The organism is Colwellia sp. D2M02 (genome assembly GCF_018860755.1).
Taxonomy (GTDB): domain Bacteria; phylum Pseudomonadota; class Gammaproteobacteria; order Enterobacterales; family Alteromonadaceae; genus Colwellia; species Colwellia asteriadis.
The window spans coordinates 36,444-54,708 of the sequence record NZ_JAHKPW010000078.1 but is presented as its reverse complement, the minus strand read 5'-3'; the positions used below and the strand labels follow the sequence as shown (position 1 = coordinate 54,708).

Annotated in this window: 14 protein-coding genes; all 14 read left to right on the top strand. The window is 37.5% G+C overall.

Annotated elements, in window-relative coordinates; translation table 11 throughout:
• Positions 1-2: 2 nt before the first annotated feature.
• The gene (locus KO495_RS15350; protein ID WP_215981291.1) at positions 3-1,949 is read left to right on the top strand and encodes an XrtA/PEP-CTERM system amidotransferase; all 1,947 of its coding nucleotides are present in this window, start codon (positions 3-5) and stop codon (positions 1,947-1,949) included.
• Positions 1,950-1,965: 16 nt separating this feature from the next.
• On the top strand, positions 1,966-3,180 hold the full coding sequence (locus KO495_RS15345; protein WP_215981290.1) for a TIGR04063 family PEP-CTERM/XrtA system glycosyltransferase: 1,215 nt from the start codon (positions 1,966-1,968) through the stop codon (positions 3,178-3,180).
• Complete coding sequence (locus KO495_RS15340; RefSeq protein WP_215981289.1) at positions 3,180-4,379, top strand: glycosyltransferase family 4 protein; 1,200 nt, start codon at positions 3,180-3,182, stop codon at positions 4,377-4,379. The genes KO495_RS15345 and KO495_RS15340 overlap by 1 nt, the downstream gene beginning before the upstream one ends.
• Positions 4,380-4,458: 79 nt before the next feature.
• Positions 4,459-5,769, top strand: coding sequence for a putative O-glycosylation ligase, exosortase A system-associated (locus KO495_RS15335; RefSeq protein WP_215981288.1), 1,311 nt, complete (start codon positions 4,459-4,461; stop codon positions 5,767-5,769).
• Complete coding sequence (locus KO495_RS15330; RefSeq protein ID WP_215981287.1) at positions 5,762-6,730, top strand: polysaccharide deacetylase family protein; 969 nt, start codon at positions 5,762-5,764, stop codon at positions 6,728-6,730. Before KO495_RS15335 ends, KO495_RS15330 begins: the two co-directional genes overlap by 8 nt.
• Positions 6,727-7,938: a glycosyltransferase gene (locus tag KO495_RS15325; RefSeq protein ID WP_215981286.1), complete on the top strand. Its 1,212-nt coding sequence runs from the start codon at positions 6,727-6,729 to the stop codon at positions 7,936-7,938. Before KO495_RS15330 ends, KO495_RS15325 begins: the two co-directional genes overlap by 4 nt.
• Positions 7,938-9,431: a lipopolysaccharide biosynthesis protein gene (locus KO495_RS15320; protein ID WP_215981285.1), complete on the top strand. Its 1,494-nt coding sequence runs from the start codon at positions 7,938-7,940 to the stop codon at positions 9,429-9,431. The genes KO495_RS15325 and KO495_RS15320 overlap by 1 nt, the downstream gene beginning before the upstream one ends.
• A gap of 63 nt (positions 9,432-9,494) precedes the next feature.
• Positions 9,495-10,733: a polysaccharide pyruvyl transferase family protein gene (locus KO495_RS15315; RefSeq protein WP_215981284.1), complete on the top strand. Its 1,239-nt coding sequence runs from the start codon at positions 9,495-9,497 to the stop codon at positions 10,731-10,733.
• An 18-nt stretch (positions 10,734-10,751) separates the two neighbouring features.
• A complete protein-coding gene (locus KO495_RS15310) occupies positions 10,752-11,990 on the top strand; it encodes a glycosyltransferase family 4 protein (protein WP_215981283.1) in 1,239 nt (412 codons plus the stop codon).
• A gap of 328 nt (positions 11,991-12,318) precedes the next feature.
• Complete coding sequence (locus KO495_RS15305; protein ID WP_215981282.1) at positions 12,319-13,458, top strand: glycosyltransferase; 1,140 nt, start codon at positions 12,319-12,321, stop codon at positions 13,456-13,458.
• A 122-nt stretch (positions 13,459-13,580) separates the two neighbouring features.
• Positions 13,581-15,071: a chondroitinase-B domain-containing protein gene (locus KO495_RS15300; RefSeq protein WP_215981281.1), complete on the top strand. Its 1,491-nt coding sequence runs from the start codon at positions 13,581-13,583 to the stop codon at positions 15,069-15,071.
• Positions 15,068-16,267 (top strand): hypothetical protein, encoded by a 1,200-nt coding sequence (locus tag KO495_RS15295; protein ID WP_215981280.1) that lies wholly within the window; start codon positions 15,068-15,070, stop codon positions 16,265-16,267. Before KO495_RS15300 ends, KO495_RS15295 begins: the two co-directional genes overlap by 4 nt.
• A gap of 165 nt (positions 16,268-16,432) precedes the next feature.
• Entirely contained in the window at positions 16,433-17,857 is a 1,425-nt protein-coding gene (locus tag KO495_RS15290) for a mannose-1-phosphate guanylyltransferase/mannose-6-phosphate isomerase (protein ID WP_215981279.1), read from the top strand.
• Between the two features lie 6 nt (positions 17,858-17,863).
• The gene (locus KO495_RS15285) at positions 17,864-18,250 is read left to right on the top strand and encodes a diacylglycerol kinase (RefSeq protein ID WP_215981278.1); all 387 of its coding nucleotides are present in this window, start codon (positions 17,864-17,866) and stop codon (positions 18,248-18,250) included.
• Positions 18,251-18,265 lie beyond the last annotated feature (15 nt).

Genomic DNA, 18,265 nt, shown 5'->3' with positions numbered 1-18,265 from the left:
GAATGTGCGGTATTACCGGTTTTCTCCACCTTGCAGCTGAAAAATCACTAACTGAAGCGTCAGTCAATCAACAATTATTAGCGCAAATGAATCAGGCGCAATTTCATCGTGGACCAGACGAGGGCGGCGAGTATTTAGATGAACATGTTGCACTAGGGCATCGTCGTTTATCCATTATTGACTTATCAACAGGTCAACAGCCAATGGCCAGTGATGATGGCAACTATGTGCTTATTTTCAATGGCGAAATCTATAACTTCAAAGATACCCGTATTGAGTTAGAGCAGCTTGGACATGTATTTCATAGTCATAGTGACACTGAAGTCATTCTACATGCATACATGCAATGGGGCAGTGCTTGTGTTGATAAATTACAAGGTATGTTTACTTTTGCCATATGGGATAAACAAGCGAAAACGCTATTTATTGCTCGCGATCGCTTAGGGATAAAACCATTATTCTATTCTATTATCGAGGGCACTTTATATTTTGCGTCAGAACTGAAAAGTATCACGTTAGTACCCGGATTGAATAAAAAAATTGATGCAAAGGCTATCGAGCAATATTTTGCTTTAGGCTATGCCGCAGAGCCGCATACTATCTATCAGCAAGTGGCTAAATTACCTCCTGGACATACTATCACGCTACAAGCAGGTAACTCGACACCTGTTATTGAACAGTACTGGGACGTGAGTTACTCACAGCAAATTAATATGTCCGAAGACGATTATATTGCCGATATGGAAAAACAATTTAAAGGCGCAGTTGCAAGTCACATGATGGCTGATGTGCCACTAGGCTCTTTTTTATCAGGAGGCGTAGACTCAAGTGCTGTTGTCGCCATGATGTCACAATTGTCTAATCCTGAAACCTTAGATGCTAATCAAGACAGTGACACGAAAAAAGCAGTTACTACTTGCTCAATAGGGTTTGATGTTAAAGATTATAATGAAACCGATTTCGCGCGCGAAGTTGCTGCAATGTACCAAACTGACCATCACGAGCAAATTGTTGCCAGCGATGATTTTGAGTTAGTTGATATTCTTGCGGGCTTATATGATGAACCTTATGCTGATAGCTCTGCTATGCCTACTTACCGTGTCTGCCAAATGGCACGCGAAAAAGTTACTGTTTGTTTATCGGGCGATGGCGCAGATGAGTTATTAGCGGGTTATCGTCGTTATGGTTTGATGATGAACGAAGAAAAAGTACGTTCTATTTTACCTTATTCGGTACGTAAGCCTATTTTTGGTACCTTAGGTAAAATCTACCCTAAAATGGATTGGGCACCACAATTTTTACGCGCAAAAACTACTTTTCAATCGTTAGCAATGGACACTGCCGAAGGTTACTTTCATGGGGTGTCATTATTAAATGATGCTCAGCGCAAGGCATTGTTTTCTGATGAACTATATCAAGAACTAAAAGGCTATACCGCACTTGAAGTGTTTAGAGAACACCAAGCCAACTTTGATGGTAATGACCCATTATCATTGATTCAATATTTAGATATTAAAACCTATTTAGTTGGCGATATTTTAACAAAAGTTGACCGTGCAAGTATGGCGCACAGCTTAGAAGTGAGGGTACCGTTTCTTGATCATAAATTTGTAGAATGGTCCGCTAAAATTCCAACAGCATTAAAGCTTAAAAACGGTTGTGGTAAATATATTTTGAAAAAAGCGATGGAGCCACACTTACCACACGATGTGCTTTATCGTAAAAAAATGGGCTTTAGAGTGCCATTAGCTGACTGGTTCAGAGGGCCGTTAAAGCAAAAACTACGTGATACTCTGTTGAGTGAACAAATGCATAACAGTGGTTTATTTAATATGAACACCATTACTCAATGGTTAGATGACCATCAATCAGGCCGACGTGAATATAGCGCACCATTATGGACATTATTAATGTTTGCTTCTTTTTATAAACAAGCTGAAGCAGCATAGAAGGTACTAGAAAATAATGAAAGTTTTACATGTATTTGATCATTCAATTCCACTACACAGCGGTTATACCTTTCGTAGTCGCTCTATTTTAAAGCAACAACAAGCATTGGGTATAGAAACGTGCCATGTTACTAGCCCTAAACATGGTAATGACCAAATTGAGGTTGAAGAAGTAGACGGGCTTAAATTTTATCGTAGCGCACCTATTTCAGGGGTTATGTCAAAACTACCCGTTTTAAATCAGCTGGCGTATGTTGCGCCTATGGTTGCGCGTATTTTAGAAGTTATTGAAATCGAAAAGCCTGACATTATTCATGCTCACTCTCCAGCATTGAACGGATTAGCCGCATTAAAGGCAGGGCGCAAGTCTGGTTTACCGGTGGTTTATGAAATTCGTGCCTTTTGGGAAGATGCAGCGGTTGACCATGGTAGCTGTAAAGAAAACGACTTACGTTATCGCTTAACTCGTAAAATGGAAACCCATGTTGTTCGTCATGCCAGTGCCGTTACCACTATTTGTGAAGGTCTTAAAGGCGACTTGATTAATCGTGGCTTCCCAGAAAGTAAATTTACCGTTATTGGTAATGCCGTTAATATCGAGCAATTTGATGTAATAACAGCGCAAGACAAAACCAATAACGCTGATCTTGCTGAAACATTAGAGCTAACAGGTTGCGATGTGCTGGGATTTTTAGGCTCTTTTTATGCCTATGAAGGGCTAGACTTAGCGATTAAGGCAATGCCAGCAATACTGGCTCATAATCCTAAGGCACGATTATTATTAGTAGGTGGTGGCCCGCAAGAGCAAAACTTAAAGCAGTTAGTAACGCTATTAGGTATTGAAGGCAAAGTTATTTTTACGGGTCGTGTCGCCCATAGTGAAGTAGGTAAGTACTATAGTTTGGTCGACTTATTAGTTTATCCGCGTAAACCTATGCGCTTAACTGAATTGGTAACACCGTTAAAACCATTAGAAGCTATGGCGCAAGGTAAACCCGTTATTGCATCTGATGTTGGTGGACATAGAGAACTGATTATTGATAACGAAACCGGTTTTTTATTTCAGGCGGGCGATGATGAACAGCTAAGTGAGCGCATCATTGAGTTACTTGACGACAAAGAAAAATTACAAAGTGTCTTAGTTAACGGTAGAAACTATGTTGAAAATATCCGTAATTGGAAAAACAGCGTAAGTAATTACCTTCCATTATATAACTCACTGATAAAATAATGAATATTGTCGTATTAACTACACTTTACCCTAATAATATTCAGCACCGTCATGGTGTTTTTATTGAAAATAGAGTGAGAGAATTAGTTAAGCGTTATCCTGATGCTCAGGTTAAAGTGATTGCGCCTGTGCCGTATTTTCCGAGCTGGTTGCCTGCTGCCGAATATAAAAAATATAGCCAAGTCGTAACACAGGAAAAACGGAGTGGAATTGACGTTTTTCACCCTAAATACCTTGTCATTCCCAAAGTAGGAATGAATATAACACCGTATTTTTTATATCGTAGCTGCCTAAAGGCACTGAAGTCTTTAACGTTAAGCGGTTACCAAGTTGATATGATAGATAGTCATTACTTTTACCCAGATGGTGTCGTCGCTGCTTGGTTAGGTAAAAAGCTGAATATTCCGGTTATGGTAACAGCCCGTGGTAGCGATATTAATGTTATTCCAGATAATGTTATTGCAGGTAAACGCATTAAACAGGCATTAATGACAGTTAATGCAAGTGCCGCGGTCTCTCAAGCTTTAGCGAATGAAATGGTCAAGCTCGCACCTCAAGCAAAACAACCTATCGTATTGCGTAATGGCGTCGATTTAGATTTTTTTACCCCTGATGCAACTCATCCAACGTTACCTTTTTCATTTGAAAAAGATGAAAAATTAATCCTAAGTGTCGGTAATTTAATTGAGTTGAAAGGGCATCACTTAATCATTGAGGCGCTAACTCAATTACCTAAGGTTAAGCTTATTGTGATTGGTGAAGGTCAAATGAGAGCCGAGTTAACGCAATTAGTGACAGCGTTAGGCTTACAAGACAGAGTATTTTTTACTGGTAACATTCAGCAAGCCGAATTACCTGGCTATTATGCTAGTGCTGATTTATTAGTGTTAGCCTCAAGTAGAGAAGGTATGCCAAACGTTTTATTAGAAGCGTTAGCATCAGGCACTCCTGTTGTGGCGACTAATGTTGGCGGTAGTGCTGAAATAATCACTCATCCTAACGCTGGCGAGTTAATTATGCAGCGAGATAGCGGTGCTATAGCAGCGAGTATTCATTCAGTACTCGCTAAGAATATTTCATCGGCTAAGGTAAGAGAGCAGGCAGAGCATTTTGGTTGGCAACAGGTTAGTGAAAAACAATACCTATTGCTTAAGCAAGTTATTAAAACTCATCAAGAGGACATCAGTCGTCATGGATAGTTTATTGTTTTTAGTTAACTTAATATCTATCGCATTTTTATGCTACTGGGCTGTTAAAAATGATAACGAGGACAAGTAGTTGCGCGATATATTTTTAGTTTTAGTTTTCCCTGCTTTATTATATTTCATCTTCAAGCGTCCCTACATTGGCGTATCGTTATGGATCTGGAGTGCGATGTTTTTCCCTAACGGTTGGGTGTGGGGGTTTGCCTCGTCGTTACGCTATAACATGCTTATTGCGCTTGCGACAATTCTCTCTTATTTCTTTCAAAGAAATAAAGTTAAAACTGAAGCTTCAGGGCTAACGGTTTTAATTTTAATCTTTTTTATTTGGTCGACAATTTCAAGTGCTTTAACGCTATCTAACCCTAGCATTGTTTGGTTTGAATGGAATATTTTCCTCAAAATCATTATTTTTTACTTCCTTTGTATTTTTGTCATTAAAACTAAACATCACATCAATGTTTTTCTTTGGGCTATTTGTTTATCGGCAGCTTATTTTGGCGCTGCTGAAGGGCTTAAGTATATTGTTACTGCTGGTGGACATACAGTTGCTGGTATTCCAGGAAGTCGGTTAGAGGATCGAAACGAATTAGCATTAGCTTTAAATATGACCATTCCATTGATTATGTTTTTATTAAGCCAAACCAAATCTAAATGGCTTAGGTTGGCATTAATGGGGGCTGTGGCTTTTAATATTGTTGCTATTCTCGGCTCTTATTCTCGTGGCGGAACACTTGCACTCATTGTGGTTGGCGGTTACTTTTTTCTACAAAGTAAACGTAAACTACTGGTTTCGATTTTTCTTGTTGTAGCTGTTGGTGTCAGTAGCGCTTTTGTTTCTGATGAGTGGACTGGGCGCATGAATACCATAGAAACAATGGACCAAGATACGTCGTTTTTAGGTCGAGCCATGGCATGGAAGCAAGCAACACTGATGGCACTAGATAATCCTATTTTTGGCGCTGGTTTTAAAGCAGGGCAAAACCAAGGATTATGGATGTTATACGAGCCTGATTTTTATAAACTCAACTTTATTGTTGATACCACAGGTATTCACTTTCCTAAAGCTAAAGCGGCACATAGTATTTATTTTCAGGTACTGGGTGATTTAGGTTTTGTGGGGTTAATTATGTTTTTAAGTATTCTCCTCATCACTTATAGAAAATTAAGCTGGGTCACGCGTAATACAGACGATGAATGGCTTATTGGCTTAGCACGTATGTTAAAGGTTTCTTTAATTGCTTATTGTGCGGGTGGTGCGGCATTGAGTTTACCTTACTTTGATCTCTCGTTTGCTATTTTTGCGTTAGCACATATCTTATGCGAGTTAATTAAAAGAAAAGAAACGAAAGTCGCTATTAAAAGGGAAGGACATCGATATGCATAAAATATCGATTAAGTTGTTTGTTAGTATTATTTCAGCGTTAGTTAGCCGAAATAGCTTAACAGTACTGACATACCACCGTGTTGGTGAGTCGTATAATCAGCTATGTATGGACGAAAAACTCTTTGAGCAGCAGCTTGTTTGGCTTAAGCGTTATTTTAACCCTATTAGCTTAACTGAGGGCTTAGCACTACAGGCGCAAGGTAAGTTACCTAAACGATCAATAGCGATTAGCATAGATGATGGTTACTCAGATAGTTACACTAAAATATTTCCTTTGTTACAAAAACATGAGCTAGTTGCGACATTCTTTATTAGTACCTCAGGAATACAGCAAGGCTATTTGTGGGATGAGCTGGTTTCATCAGCAATTATGCAGTTACCTGCTAGTGATGAAACATTAGTTTATTTAGCGGTAAATTACCCTGTTGCTACCTATAGTCAACGAATAGAGTGCGTTAAGAAAATAGCTAAAATAATTAAATATCAAAGCAATGATGAGCGTAATCATTTAATTGAGCAGTTATTAAATAAAACAGGTAAACCTCAACTCAAACATCAATTTTTGAGTGAGCAACAAATATTTGCTCTTTCTGAAGCAGGAATGGAAATTGGTGCGCATACCGTTAACCACCCAATATTAACTTGTGAACAAGACCAAACAGTACAATCTGAGATGATGCTTTCAAAACAGTACTTAGAGAAAATAACTAATAAACCGGTCAATTTTCTTGCTTACCCTAATGGCAAATATCAGGTCGATTTTAATGATAACCATCAACGAATAGCTAAAGAGTGTGGCTTTACCGCCGCATTTAGTACTGACTGGGGCTGTATCTCCCCTAAAAATAATAATTTGTTTTCATTGAGTCGGTTCACCCCGTGGGATGTTACCGAGTTCAAGTTTAATTTACGTTTAGCGTTAAATTTTAATGAAAAATATACAAGGTTAATTGGTAAATGAGTTTACCTCAAAAGAAAACCATTCTTATGGTTGCGTTAGACTTTCCGCCTTGTCAAAGTGCAGGTGTCCAAAGAACATTAAAGTTTGCTGAGTACTTAGCTGATCTGGGTTGGCAACCAATAGTATTAACGGTAAATGAAAGTGTTTATGGGTCAGTGGATAGCAATATAAAAATACCCGAGTCCATTAAAGTTTATCGCTGTAAGTCACTCGACTCAGCAAGAGACTTATCAATTAAAGGTAAATACTTTTCTTGGAGTAAAGTGCCAGATCGTTGGTGGAGCTGGGCTATTAGTGCTGTACCATTAGGCAAAAAATTAATTGCCAAATATAAGCCAGATATTATTTGGTCAACTTACCCGGTTTCTACGGCGCATTATATTGCTTATAAATTGCATCAACATAGTCAAATTAACTGGGTAGCAGACTATCGTGACCCTTTACAGTGTCGTTATGACAGTAATGCTCAGCAATACAGCTTTGTCGCAAAGTGGATTGAAAAGAAAACAATAACTCATTGTAGCAAGGCGGTGTTTACTACTGAGCGATCAGCGCAGCTTTATCGACGATTATATCCCGACGAAAAGTTATCTAAGTTTTGCGTGATTGAAAACGGCTTTGATGAAGCTAACTTTAATGATTTACCTACTGTAGCAACGGTTGATAGCTCTCGTTTTACGCTATTGCATAGTGGCGCAATTTACCCTCAAGGACGTGATCCCCAAGCTTTATTTAGTGCATTATCAGTGCTTAAAAATGAAGGCGTTATTGACAGTAGCAACTTTGTTTTGGCTTTTCGAGGAGCAGTGAATAGTCCAGCGGTTAAATCTCAGGTTAATGAACTAGGTATTGAAGATATCGTAGAGTTTAGAGCCAATATTGCCTATAAAGAATCGTTAGCTGAAATGATGTCAGCCAATGCGTTGGTGTTAATTCAGGGCAAGCTTTTTAATAATCAAATTCCGGGTAAAGCTTATGAGTATATTCGTTGTAATAAACCTATACTCGCGCTCACGCCAGAAGAAGGCGCCACAGGAACATTACTAAGTACTGTTGCGGCAACAGAAGTCGCTGAAACGAGTGAAAATATTAAGCGAGCCATTTCACGTATGTTGGAACAACAAACAGACGGCGAAAGGCAGAGTGCAAGTTATTCTCGTTATGCCAAAACACAGCAACTAGATTTATTACTAAGGGCGCTTGATTAATGGATGCTCTCAATAAAAAAATTGCAATTGGAGCAGGTTGGGCTGTATTCACTAAGTTCTTAGTTAAATCTTTAGGATTAATAAGCACCGTCATTTTAGCAAGGTTATTAGCACCAGAAGATTTTGGTGTAATTGCTATGTGTATGATTGTTGTGGCTTTTCTTGAGGTGTTCACCAGTTTTGGTTTTGATTTAAATATTATTCAAAAAGATAACGTCACGAATAAAACCTTAAATTCTGCATGGACCCTAAAGTTAATAATGGGATTAATACTCTCTACTGTATTAGTCTCTGTAAGTGGTTTAGTCGCTACGTATTATAACGATCAAAGAGTAGAGGAATTGGTGCTTGCTGTAGCTTTGTTGCCATTTATCACCGCAGTACAAAATATTGGATTTGTTCTGTATAGAAAAGAGTTGGATTTAGCCAAAGAGTTTCCGCTTGAGGTGTATTCAAAATTATTCTCTTTTGTTATAACCATAGGTTTTACATTTTATTTAGAAAACTACTGGGCATTAGTGATAGGTATGTATGCTAATGCAATTGCTAAGACTTTCATGTCGTTTTTAATGCACCCATACAGGCCTAAGTTAGAATTAAGTGAAGCTAAGGAGTTATTCAAGTTTTCTAAATGGCTACTACTTAATAACTTACTTATTTTCTTCAACCATAAGGTTACTGACATTATCGTTGGTAAACAATCAAGTGCTGAGCAACTAGGTTATTATACTGTAGGTTATGAAATTTCAAATTTGCCAACAACAGAATTATTATTCCCTCTGAGTCGTTCTATTTTTCCAGGTTATGCGAAATTAAAAAATGATATTGAAAAGCTTAGAGTGACGTTTTTAAAGATCACGGAAATTATTATTTTCGTTAGTGCGCCAGTGTCGGTGGGGATTTCAATATGTTCCCCAGAAATTGTTCAGTTAGGGCTAGGGGACCAGTGGCAACCAATAATCCCTATCATCGCTATATTATCTCTCTACGGTTTTAGTCGGTGTGCGGTACAAAATATTGGTACTGTTTTTGTTGTTATTGGTAAACCAAATATACCGTCATTAATATCTCTTGTGCGCATTATATTTATTATCCCTCTCTTATTGTACTTCGTTGAGCGCTCTGGAGCACTTGGAGCATCACTTGTTATTTTATTTGTATCACTCATTACCATGCCATTAAGTTTTTTAATTGTGAGTAGATATTTATCTATATCTCTCATCAAATGTGCCAAGGTATTTGTGTTCCCTGTTTTTACTAGCTTACTAATGTACATAAGTATTGAGTTACTTCTTCCTTATTTACAAGTCGTGAGTTTGGGAAGTAATTTATTAATGCTGCTACTGAAAGCCATAATAGGTATAGTCATTTATAGTTTCTTCACCTTGATATATCTAAGACTTTTTCCCGAGTCAGATTTATCTCAATTTGTGAGATTAAATTTGATTAGTATTCGAAATAAAATAAAGGTTAAGTTGTTGAAAGCTAGTTAAAAGGTTTGGTAGGTGGCATGTCCCTACTGTGGTTTAAGGATGATGATTATAAAAGATGAAAGTATGAAAAAAGTATTGTTAGTAGGCTATATAGGTGGGTTGAACGTCGGTGACGAAGCCATAGGTGCAGCGGTCGCTCAGCAAATTCAAAATGATAGTACAGAAATATATATTGCCACAGGACAGCCTGATGTAAGTGAACAATATTTAGGTAAATCTTACCACTACTTAAAATGTACGTATCCAGGGAGGCCTATTACAACCAAAGACTTTTTTATATTAGTTGCTACGATTCGAAAAATGGATCGTGTTATTTTTGTAGGGGGCGGAATTCTGCAAGACGTTCATAGTGCCAAACTAATGGAGCACTGTACCCTTATTGCAGCCATAGCAAAGTATTACAAAATACCGTCATTGGCTACAGGAGTAGGCTTTGGCCCTATTAGCTCGGACTATGGCCATACTTTGGGTCATCGATTCTTAGATAGCGTACAACGAATTAATTATAGAGATATTGAGTCGTTGAATGCGTCAAATAATGCTTATGGTGAATATAGTTATAAATGCGAATTAGGAAGTGATTCAATATATTTGATCAATAGCCAATTAACCAAACATGAAGCAAAGAAAACAAGCAGAGTAGGATTAGCTTTTAGACAATGGAAGGGCTTACATATTGATTTCCTAGCCGAAATAATTGAAAAGCTGCTGAATGATGGCGTTACACCTGTATTTTTTGCTTATGAATCTGATGATTTAATTTTGTATCGACAATTATTAGAGTTGTTTCCCGAGAAAATAGAACTTAGTGACGAGCGTTGTTTTTCCAAAACATTAGAGTCTATTAAGGGCTTAGAAGGTTTGATATCGATGAGACTGCATGCCAATTTATTTGCCATTATGTCTAATATACCATTTGTTGCGTTGTCTTATGATCCAAAGATAAATAATGTCATTGGTAGACTGGGATATCAAGATGCCATTCTAACTTTAGATAATAGTGCTGAGGATGTACTCGTTAAGTTGAAAGGATTTTCTCCTTCTACAGTAGCCTCAGATAAGCTAAATAATGCATTTAAATTAAACGAGTTAAATATTTCGGAGTTTATGTCAGCAGACCACAGTCAGTTTGAATTTAAAGGAAGAGGAAAGACTTTAGGCCATTGTATCAACTTGTTCTATGACGCATTTATCATAGTGCGACTACAAAAGTTTGCCCTGTTCATCGGAAGGTATACCAGTAAGCTATTTCCTTCAAAATTTAAAGAGTATATCCGTTCAAAATTGAAATTTAACTGGTAATTATTAATAAGGAAAGTTATGAAAATCGGCATTGTAACAACATGGTTTGAGCGAGGTGCTGCGTATGTATCAAAGCAATTTAAAGAAGTGCTTGAACACGAGCATGACGTCTTTATTTATGCTCGTGGTGGCGAAGAATTTGCAATAGGTGATCCTAATTGGGATGGTGATTATGTTACTTGGGCAAAAAAGCCACTCACGTTTGCTTTTACAGATATCAACTTAGAAAACTTCAGAGCTTGGTTACTAGACAACGAAATTGAGCTTGTACTTTTTAATGAGCAAAAAATATGGGCGCCAGTTCTTCTTTGTCGAGACTTGAATATCAAAACAGGGGCATATATTGATTACTATACTGAAGAAATTGTACCGTGTTTTGGGGTTTATGACTTTTTAATTTGTAATACTGAACGACACCGTAGTGTGTTTGAGCATCACCCTCAGTGCCTTTTCTTTCCATGGGGAACAGATACCAACCTTTATCAACCGCAAGAGCACAAAGGAGATGAAGGAGGGGTTAAGTTTTTCCATTCTGCGGGCATGAGCCCTTACAGAAAAGGAACCGATTTATTAATAAAAGCATTTCTTAGGTTAGAGGGCGAAGCTAAATTAATAGTGCATAGTCAAGTAGACCTCAAAACGGCTTTTCCTCAGTTAGCAGCAGATATAGATAAACTATTAAGCTCAGGCTCATTAGAGTTGCATGAATATACTGTTTCTGCTCCAGGTCTATATCATTTAGGAGATGTTTACGTTTATCCATCTAGATTAGACGGTATAGGCCTTACAATATTAGAAGCCGCATCGGCTGGATTACCTATTATCGTACCCGATAATGGACCTATGAATGAGTTTGTTGGTGAGCATGGTGAAAATGGAAAAGCTGTCAATATTGAAAAATTATGGTCTCGATGGGATGGTTATTATTGGCCGCAATGTGAAGTTGCGCTTGATTCTTTACATGAATCGTTAAAGTTTTATGTTGATAATCAAAATAATATTCAAAACTTAAAAGCACAAGCGAGAGAGTATGCTGTGCGTCACTTTTCATGGGAAAATAATACCAAAAAAATCGCTGATACTTTGTCTAATGTTAGAGTACTTACCGCGGAGGAGGTTAATGAAGCGAAAAAGTCAGCACTAAAATATGATGATAAAATGCTGAAAAAGCATGCTAAAAGTAAAAAGCAATTGTTTGTTGATAAATTAGAAGAAGATTACCCAACGCTATACAGAATACTAAAGCGAACTAAATAAAAATGAAAAAAAACACAAATTTTTGTTCATTATGAGTGTGACACTCTGACGGTGAATAATAGCGAAGCTTTTATTCGAAAGGGCATAAATACTCATACTGCAATAGACAATTTATTTGTTACTTTAATGCAAAGTGCTTTTTAAAATGACTTTTTGCACCATGGTTGTTAATTAAATTTATTGTTAGAGGTCCTGTCTCTGCAATTTTAAATGGCAAAAAACGTTACGACTCTCAAGAGTACCAGACAATAATAGAGAGTCGTTATTCATTGAATTCATATACCGCGAAAATAGAAAGTATCTATCAATCAATACTAAAGGAAAAGTGATGCAATTTATCGTGTTAGCTCCAAACGAATGGCAAAGTCGCTGGATGAATAGACAGCAACTATTTAGCCTTATTGGTCAGCAACATAGTGTTACATACGGAAACGGAGCATTATTTACGTGGCACTTTACGTTTGGAAAACTTGTTAATTCACTTTTTAGCGCAGCACACACAAAACAAGATAATGTTACAGTAGTTAACCCTAGCTACTTATTTTTGAGAACTCCTAGAGTAGCGTTGCTTGATAAAACATCTATAGAGCATTATGTAGCTAAACTCACTAAGCATATTTCCAAAGAGCAACCGGTAGTTTTATATATATTTCATCCATTATTTTTTGAATATGTAAAACATATTAAGCATGATTACTTAGTTTTTCATGCTTACGATGACTATTCAAAGCAAAGTGGTTACGGTAGTCATGAGAAAGAAAATGATGCTCGGTTATCGACCCAAGCAGATCTTATCATTACCTCGTCGGTACTTATTCAGGAGCGTTATTTAAAATCGCAATCAGAGAATAAAGTAAAGTTTGTACCTAATGGGGTTGATTATGATGCTTTCTCTAATGCGTGTGAGCAACCTGCTGAATTAGATAATATTCCTCAGCCGAGAGTAGGCTATGTTGGAGCGATTAACCAAAAAGCGGACTTGTCACTATGGTTAGCGTTGGCTAATTATTTTCAAGATGTTTCGTTTGTTTTGATTGGGCCTGTTAATAATCTAACACAAGAAGATTTGCACGCCTTTAATCAATTAAAAAATTTAAAAAATAGCTTTTATTTAGGAAGTAAAAAGAAAGAAGAAATAGCTTCTTATATGCATCATTTTGATATTAATACCATGATTTATAAATCTGATAAAAGTGGTTGGGCATCGTCGGGTTATCCATTAAAACTTCATGAATACTTGGCTGTGGGTAAACCAGTTATTTCTGCTGATATAGAAGCTGTTAGAGAGTTCTCTCATGTTGTTTCTATTGCTGAAGGTGCCGAAGAGTGGATTGAAAAGATTAAACAATTATTAAATGAAAATGGGCAATCTACCGCTTTAGCTGAAAGAAAAAGTGTCGCTAGAAATAACACATGGGAATGTAGGGTAAAGACAATATTAAATCATATAAAATCGTTAGATAAATAGTGAGTAGGTTTGTTTTTTATAGAGGTTTACAGGCTCTTTATCAAAGAGTTTTAAGACAAACTGATAAGCAGTAACGGTTTACTTTACCTAAAAAATTATCGCTATATAGATGGAGTTTCTGCGTGGTAGCAATCTTAAAAAGGTATTTTATTATCATTGGTGCACTTGCCAATATATTTATGGCAGTTATTGTTGCTGTGGTATTACTGAAAGTGTATTCAACGGGTTTATCTCTTCCGCTTTTTAGTGAAAAAGTTAAAAATAACCTACAAGTTAATCAGCCAAACCTATATCGTATTGTAGCGCCAATTTTGAATACGATGAGTTATTTTGAAGTTGAAAATTACTATTTTAGACAAATTGATCTAGCTAATTGGTCGGGTACTGGGGCGAATAAAAAAAGCACCTATCAAAGCAGGTTAGAAGATATTTATGTCTCTAATGCATCAGAACTGCTTACCGCATTAAAAAAGGTTAAGCCTGGACAAACTGTTTTATTATTGCCAGGTAAATATAAAATTAATCAAGCTAGCATTCAGATAGGTAACAGTGGTACTAGTCATTTCCCCATTAAAGTCACAGCTGCCTCATTAGGTACCGTAAAGTTATTAATTAAAGGAGAAGGCTTTGTTGTTAATAAGCCTTACTGGCAATTTAGTAACTTACACCTAATTGGTAATTGTAAAAGCCACACGCAATGTGAACATGCGTTCCATGTGGTTGGAAAAGCACAACATACGGTCATCAAAAATAATATTATGCAAGACTTCAACGCCATGATTAAGGTTAATGGTGTAAGTGATTCATATCCTGATTATGGTCGTGTGCAGCACAATACTTTTTTCAATACTAGCCCCCGTAAGACCGCTAATCCGGTAACTCCTTTTGATTTAATGCACGCTAGCTATTGGCAAGTGAGTGATAACTTTATTTTTGATATTCAAAAATCAGCGGGCGACAAGGTCAGTTATGCTGCCTTTTTTAAAGGCGGCTCCGAACAAGGAGTTTTTGAACGCAATCTAGTAATTTGTGCGGCAAATTTATCCGATGATTATACTGCACTGGGACTTTCTTTAGGTGGCGGCGGCTCATTACAGCAGCACCGACGTAATCAAAATAGCGCGGAGCATGTTGGTGGGGTTATTCGCCATAATATTATTATGCATTGTTCAAATGACGTCGGAATTTATGTAAATCGTTCACGTAACAGCCTTATTGCACATAATACCTTATATAACACTTTAGGTATTGATGTGAGGTACCCTGAGAGTACTGCCAATGTTGAACATAACATACTGTCGGGTCGAATAAAAAATCGTGATAATGCCACCATTATACAAGCCAATAATTTAATTGAAAACCGTAATTTTTTAACGGGTAAAGATACGCTTTCAAACTACTTTGTGGCTCCCGATATAGGGAATTTTTCTTGGAAAAAACCGCTTGAAAGTTTACCTCGAGATAAGTCATCGGCAGAGTACTCTATTGATTTTTGTCAGAATTTACCGAGTAAACCTTATGTTGGGGCGTATTCCTCGGACTCTTTTTGTACGTATCAATTAAACCTAACGAGTCAGACAAACAGTAATGATAGAGATAGGTTAGTACGATGAAAAGCATCTTTAGAAAAATAATAACGAACTACCTATTTGTTTCTGGGTTATTGGCGCATTTAGTAGTGTTCGGTGTGTTACTTACCCAGCCGTATCTAATCGCTAAAGTGACTAAAAAAATTAGCCAGGAGTATTACTCATGGCAAAAAAGTAAAGACTATAAAGCGCTAACCAATGGGCGTATGCAAAGTGTTGCTGATGAAATTGATAGCGTGCTTCATGCTTGGAAACCTCAGCCTGCGGATCAACATCTTACTCAACCGTTTTCAGTTAATGGTACAGAATATAGCGATCTAACAAGTGCTGTTTCGGCTTTACAGCATGGCGATGAACTACTGATTGCCCCAGGAACCTATCATACGCCGCTAGTTATTACTAAACACGATATTACTATCACTGGCTTGGGGCATGTTATTTTTCAAAAAGGCATTGCGCAAGGTAAAGGTTTTATTTTAAGTAAAGGCAATAACCTAACCGTCAATAATATTGAATGTCATGGTATTAGTAATAGAGACGGTAATGGTGCTTGTATTCGTCAAGAAGGCGTTAATTTAACGCTAAAACATATCTTTTTTCATGGTAGTCAAGAAGGAGTGTTAGAAACTGCCAAACAAGCGGGGTTTATCAAAATATATCAAAGTCGTTTTGAGCGCCTAGGGCATAATGGACAAGCTCATGGTATTTATAGCAATAAAGCGTCTGTTTACATCGAAGAGTCTGTTTTCGTTGCAACGAAAAGCCAAGGGCATGCCATTAAAGTTAGAGGTGAAAGTTTGGTGGTTAATGCAAGTGTTATTGCCTCATTATCAGCTGATGATAGTCGTTTAATTGATATGCCTAATGGCGGAGAGCTAATGGTGAAAAACTCTTTGCTTGCGCAAGGTCCTAATTCAGTCAATGGTCAGGTTATTGGTTATGGGCTTGAAGGTATTTCACATCTACGTAATAGCATTCTTATGACCGATAATGTCGTTTACTTGGAACGCTTGGGCGTAAATTATCTTTTAGCTTTACCTAAAGAGTCACAGGCTATTGAATTGACTCAAAATAAGAACATTGTTATTGGTAAAGATAGCTCATCTTACGTCAGTGATAGTAATACTTATTTTAATGATCGGAGTGAGCTTGGGCTACCTGCTTTTCCATCCTTACCTAACAGTTTTTGTGAACAATGGCATTATTGTCCGATTAAATAATTTTATTGTGAAATGATTAGTTATATTAAGTGAATTTTTAGATGTTTTTTGTTGGCAACATTTAACTTTAATCGTCATAAACAGAGATTTTTCGGCGTAAGATATATGAAATAATCAGCCTATAGCTTATCATTACGCCATTATAACCTCATCAATGGAATAAACATGAGTTCTGCTACTATTTTCCCAGCAATTATGTGCGGCGGCAGCGGCACACGTCTTTGGCCGCTTTCTCGCGCACTTTTTCCTAAACAATTTTTGCCGTTAGTTAATGACACTAGCATGTTGCAAGATACCTTATTGCGTTTGCCTAATCATTGTAGTGATCCCGTATTTATTTGTAATGAAGAGCATCGTTTTTTAGTCGCAGAGCAGGTAAGACAATTGTCTGTTTCGCAAGGTACTATTTTGCTCGAGCCAGAGGGGAGAAATACCGCGCCAGCTATCGCGTTAGCCGCATTAAATGCACTTAAACAAGATAAAGAAGCAATGCTGTTAGTATTGGCTGCCGATCATGTAATTAAAGACACTGAAACTTTTCATCAGGTGGTTGCTCAAGCTAGCATTGCTGCAGAGCAAGGAAAACTAGTCACTTTTGGTATCGTGCCGACACATGCTGAAACAGGCTACGGCTATATTAAAAAAGGCGAACAGCAAAAAGATAATACCTTTAAGGTAGCTCAGTTTGTTGAAAAGCCTAATGAAGAAACGGCTATTGGTTATCTTGCGTCAGGTGATTTTTTATGGAATAGCGGAATGTTTTTATTTAAAGCATCACGTTACCTTGAAGAACTAGCTAAGTATCGTGGTGATATTCTAGCGCAATGCCAAGCAGCAATGACTGATGTTGAACATGATTTAGATTTTTTAAGACCTAATAAAGCCGATTTTTTAGCCTGTGCTAGCGAATCTATTGATTACGCGGTAATGGAAAAAACCGATGATGCGGTTGTTATTCCTCTTGATGCGGGTTGGAGTGATGTTGGCTCTTATTCTGCATTATGGGAAGTGTGTCAGCAAAATGAAGACAAAAATGTTGTAAAAGGCGACGTTATTGCGCAGCAAACGACTAACAGCTATATCCATAGTCAAAATAAGCTTATTGCCACCGTTGGCGTAGATAACTTAGTGATTATTGATACGCCTGATGCAGTGTTGGTTGCGAATAAAGATAAAGTGCAAGACGTTAAAAATATTGTTGAGCAACTGAAAAAATCGCAACGCTCTGAAGCGGTATTACATCGCGAAGTGTATCGACCTTGGGGAAAATACGACAGTGTTGATAATGGCGAGCGTTTCCAAGTAAAGCGTATTACCGTTAAGCCAGGTGCTAAATTGTCGGTACAAATGCATCATCATAGAGCAGAACATTGGATTGTTGTTTCAGGTACGGCGAAAGTCACCATAGATGAAAAAACCGTATTGTTAACCGAAAACCAATCAGCTTATATTCCGGTTGGCGCTGTACATGCCTTAGAAAATCCAGGCAAGTTACCGTTAGAAATGGTTGAGGTGCAATCTGGTAGTTATTTAGGCGAAGATGATATTGTGCGCTTTGAAGATCGCTACGGTCGAGTTGATGGCAAATAATAGAGTATGCAGTTGAAAGCTAACAAGCCTAATGGCTCAGGTGGAGCGCGTATAGTGAAAGCAACTTATTGTTCCTTCCTGGGTTTTAAGGCGGCTTTTAAGCATGAGGCTGCTTTTCGACAAGAGCTATTGTTATGCGTAATACTCTTGCCTTTTAGCTTTATTGTTGCGGCAACGCTGACGCAATGGCTATTGCTAATTTTTACATTAGCTTTTTTATTATTTGCTGAAATAATAAATTCAGCAATAGAGGCATTAGCCGACCGAATATCGCTAGAGCATCATGAATTAATTGGGCGCGCTAAAGACTTAGGCTCAGCAGGTGTTTTTATTGCTATGTTGATGGTTGTCTTAGTTTGGTCAGCTACAATAATAAGAGCATGTTTTTGGTAGTCTGTATTTTTTGCA

Coding starts and splice junctions, on each gene's coding strand:
- KO495_RS15350 (WP_215981291.1), top strand. CDS start 3: ATGTGCGGTATTACCGGTTTTCTCCACCTTGCAGCTGAAAAATCACTA.
- KO495_RS15345 (WP_215981290.1), top strand. CDS start 1,966: ATGAAAGTTTTACATGTATTTGATCATTCAATTCCACTACACAGCGGT.
- KO495_RS15340 (WP_215981289.1), top strand. CDS start 3,180: ATGAATATTGTCGTATTAACTACACTTTACCCTAATAATATTCAGCAC.
- KO495_RS15330 (WP_215981287.1), top strand. CDS start 5,762: ATGCATAAAATATCGATTAAGTTGTTTGTTAGTATTATTTCAGCGTTA.
- KO495_RS15325 (WP_215981286.1), top strand. CDS start 6,727: ATGAGTTTACCTCAAAAGAAAACCATTCTTATGGTTGCGTTAGACTTT.
- KO495_RS15320 (WP_215981285.1), top strand. CDS start 7,938: ATGGATGCTCTCAATAAAAAAATTGCAATTGGAGCAGGTTGGGCTGTA.
- KO495_RS15315 (WP_215981284.1), top strand. CDS start 9,495: ATGAAAAAAGTATTGTTAGTAGGCTATATAGGTGGGTTGAACGTCGGT.
- KO495_RS15310 (WP_215981283.1), top strand. CDS start 10,752: ATGAAAATCGGCATTGTAACAACATGGTTTGAGCGAGGTGCTGCGTAT.
- KO495_RS15305 (WP_215981282.1), top strand. CDS start 12,319: ATGCAATTTATCGTGTTAGCTCCAAACGAATGGCAAAGTCGCTGGATG.
- KO495_RS15295 (WP_215981280.1), top strand. CDS start 15,068: ATGAAAAGCATCTTTAGAAAAATAATAACGAACTACCTATTTGTTTCT.
- KO495_RS15290 (WP_215981279.1), top strand. CDS start 16,433: ATGAGTTCTGCTACTATTTTCCCAGCAATTATGTGCGGCGGCAGCGGC.
- KO495_RS15285 (WP_215981278.1), top strand. CDS start 17,864: ATGCAGTTGAAAGCTAACAAGCCTAATGGCTCAGGTGGAGCGCGTATA.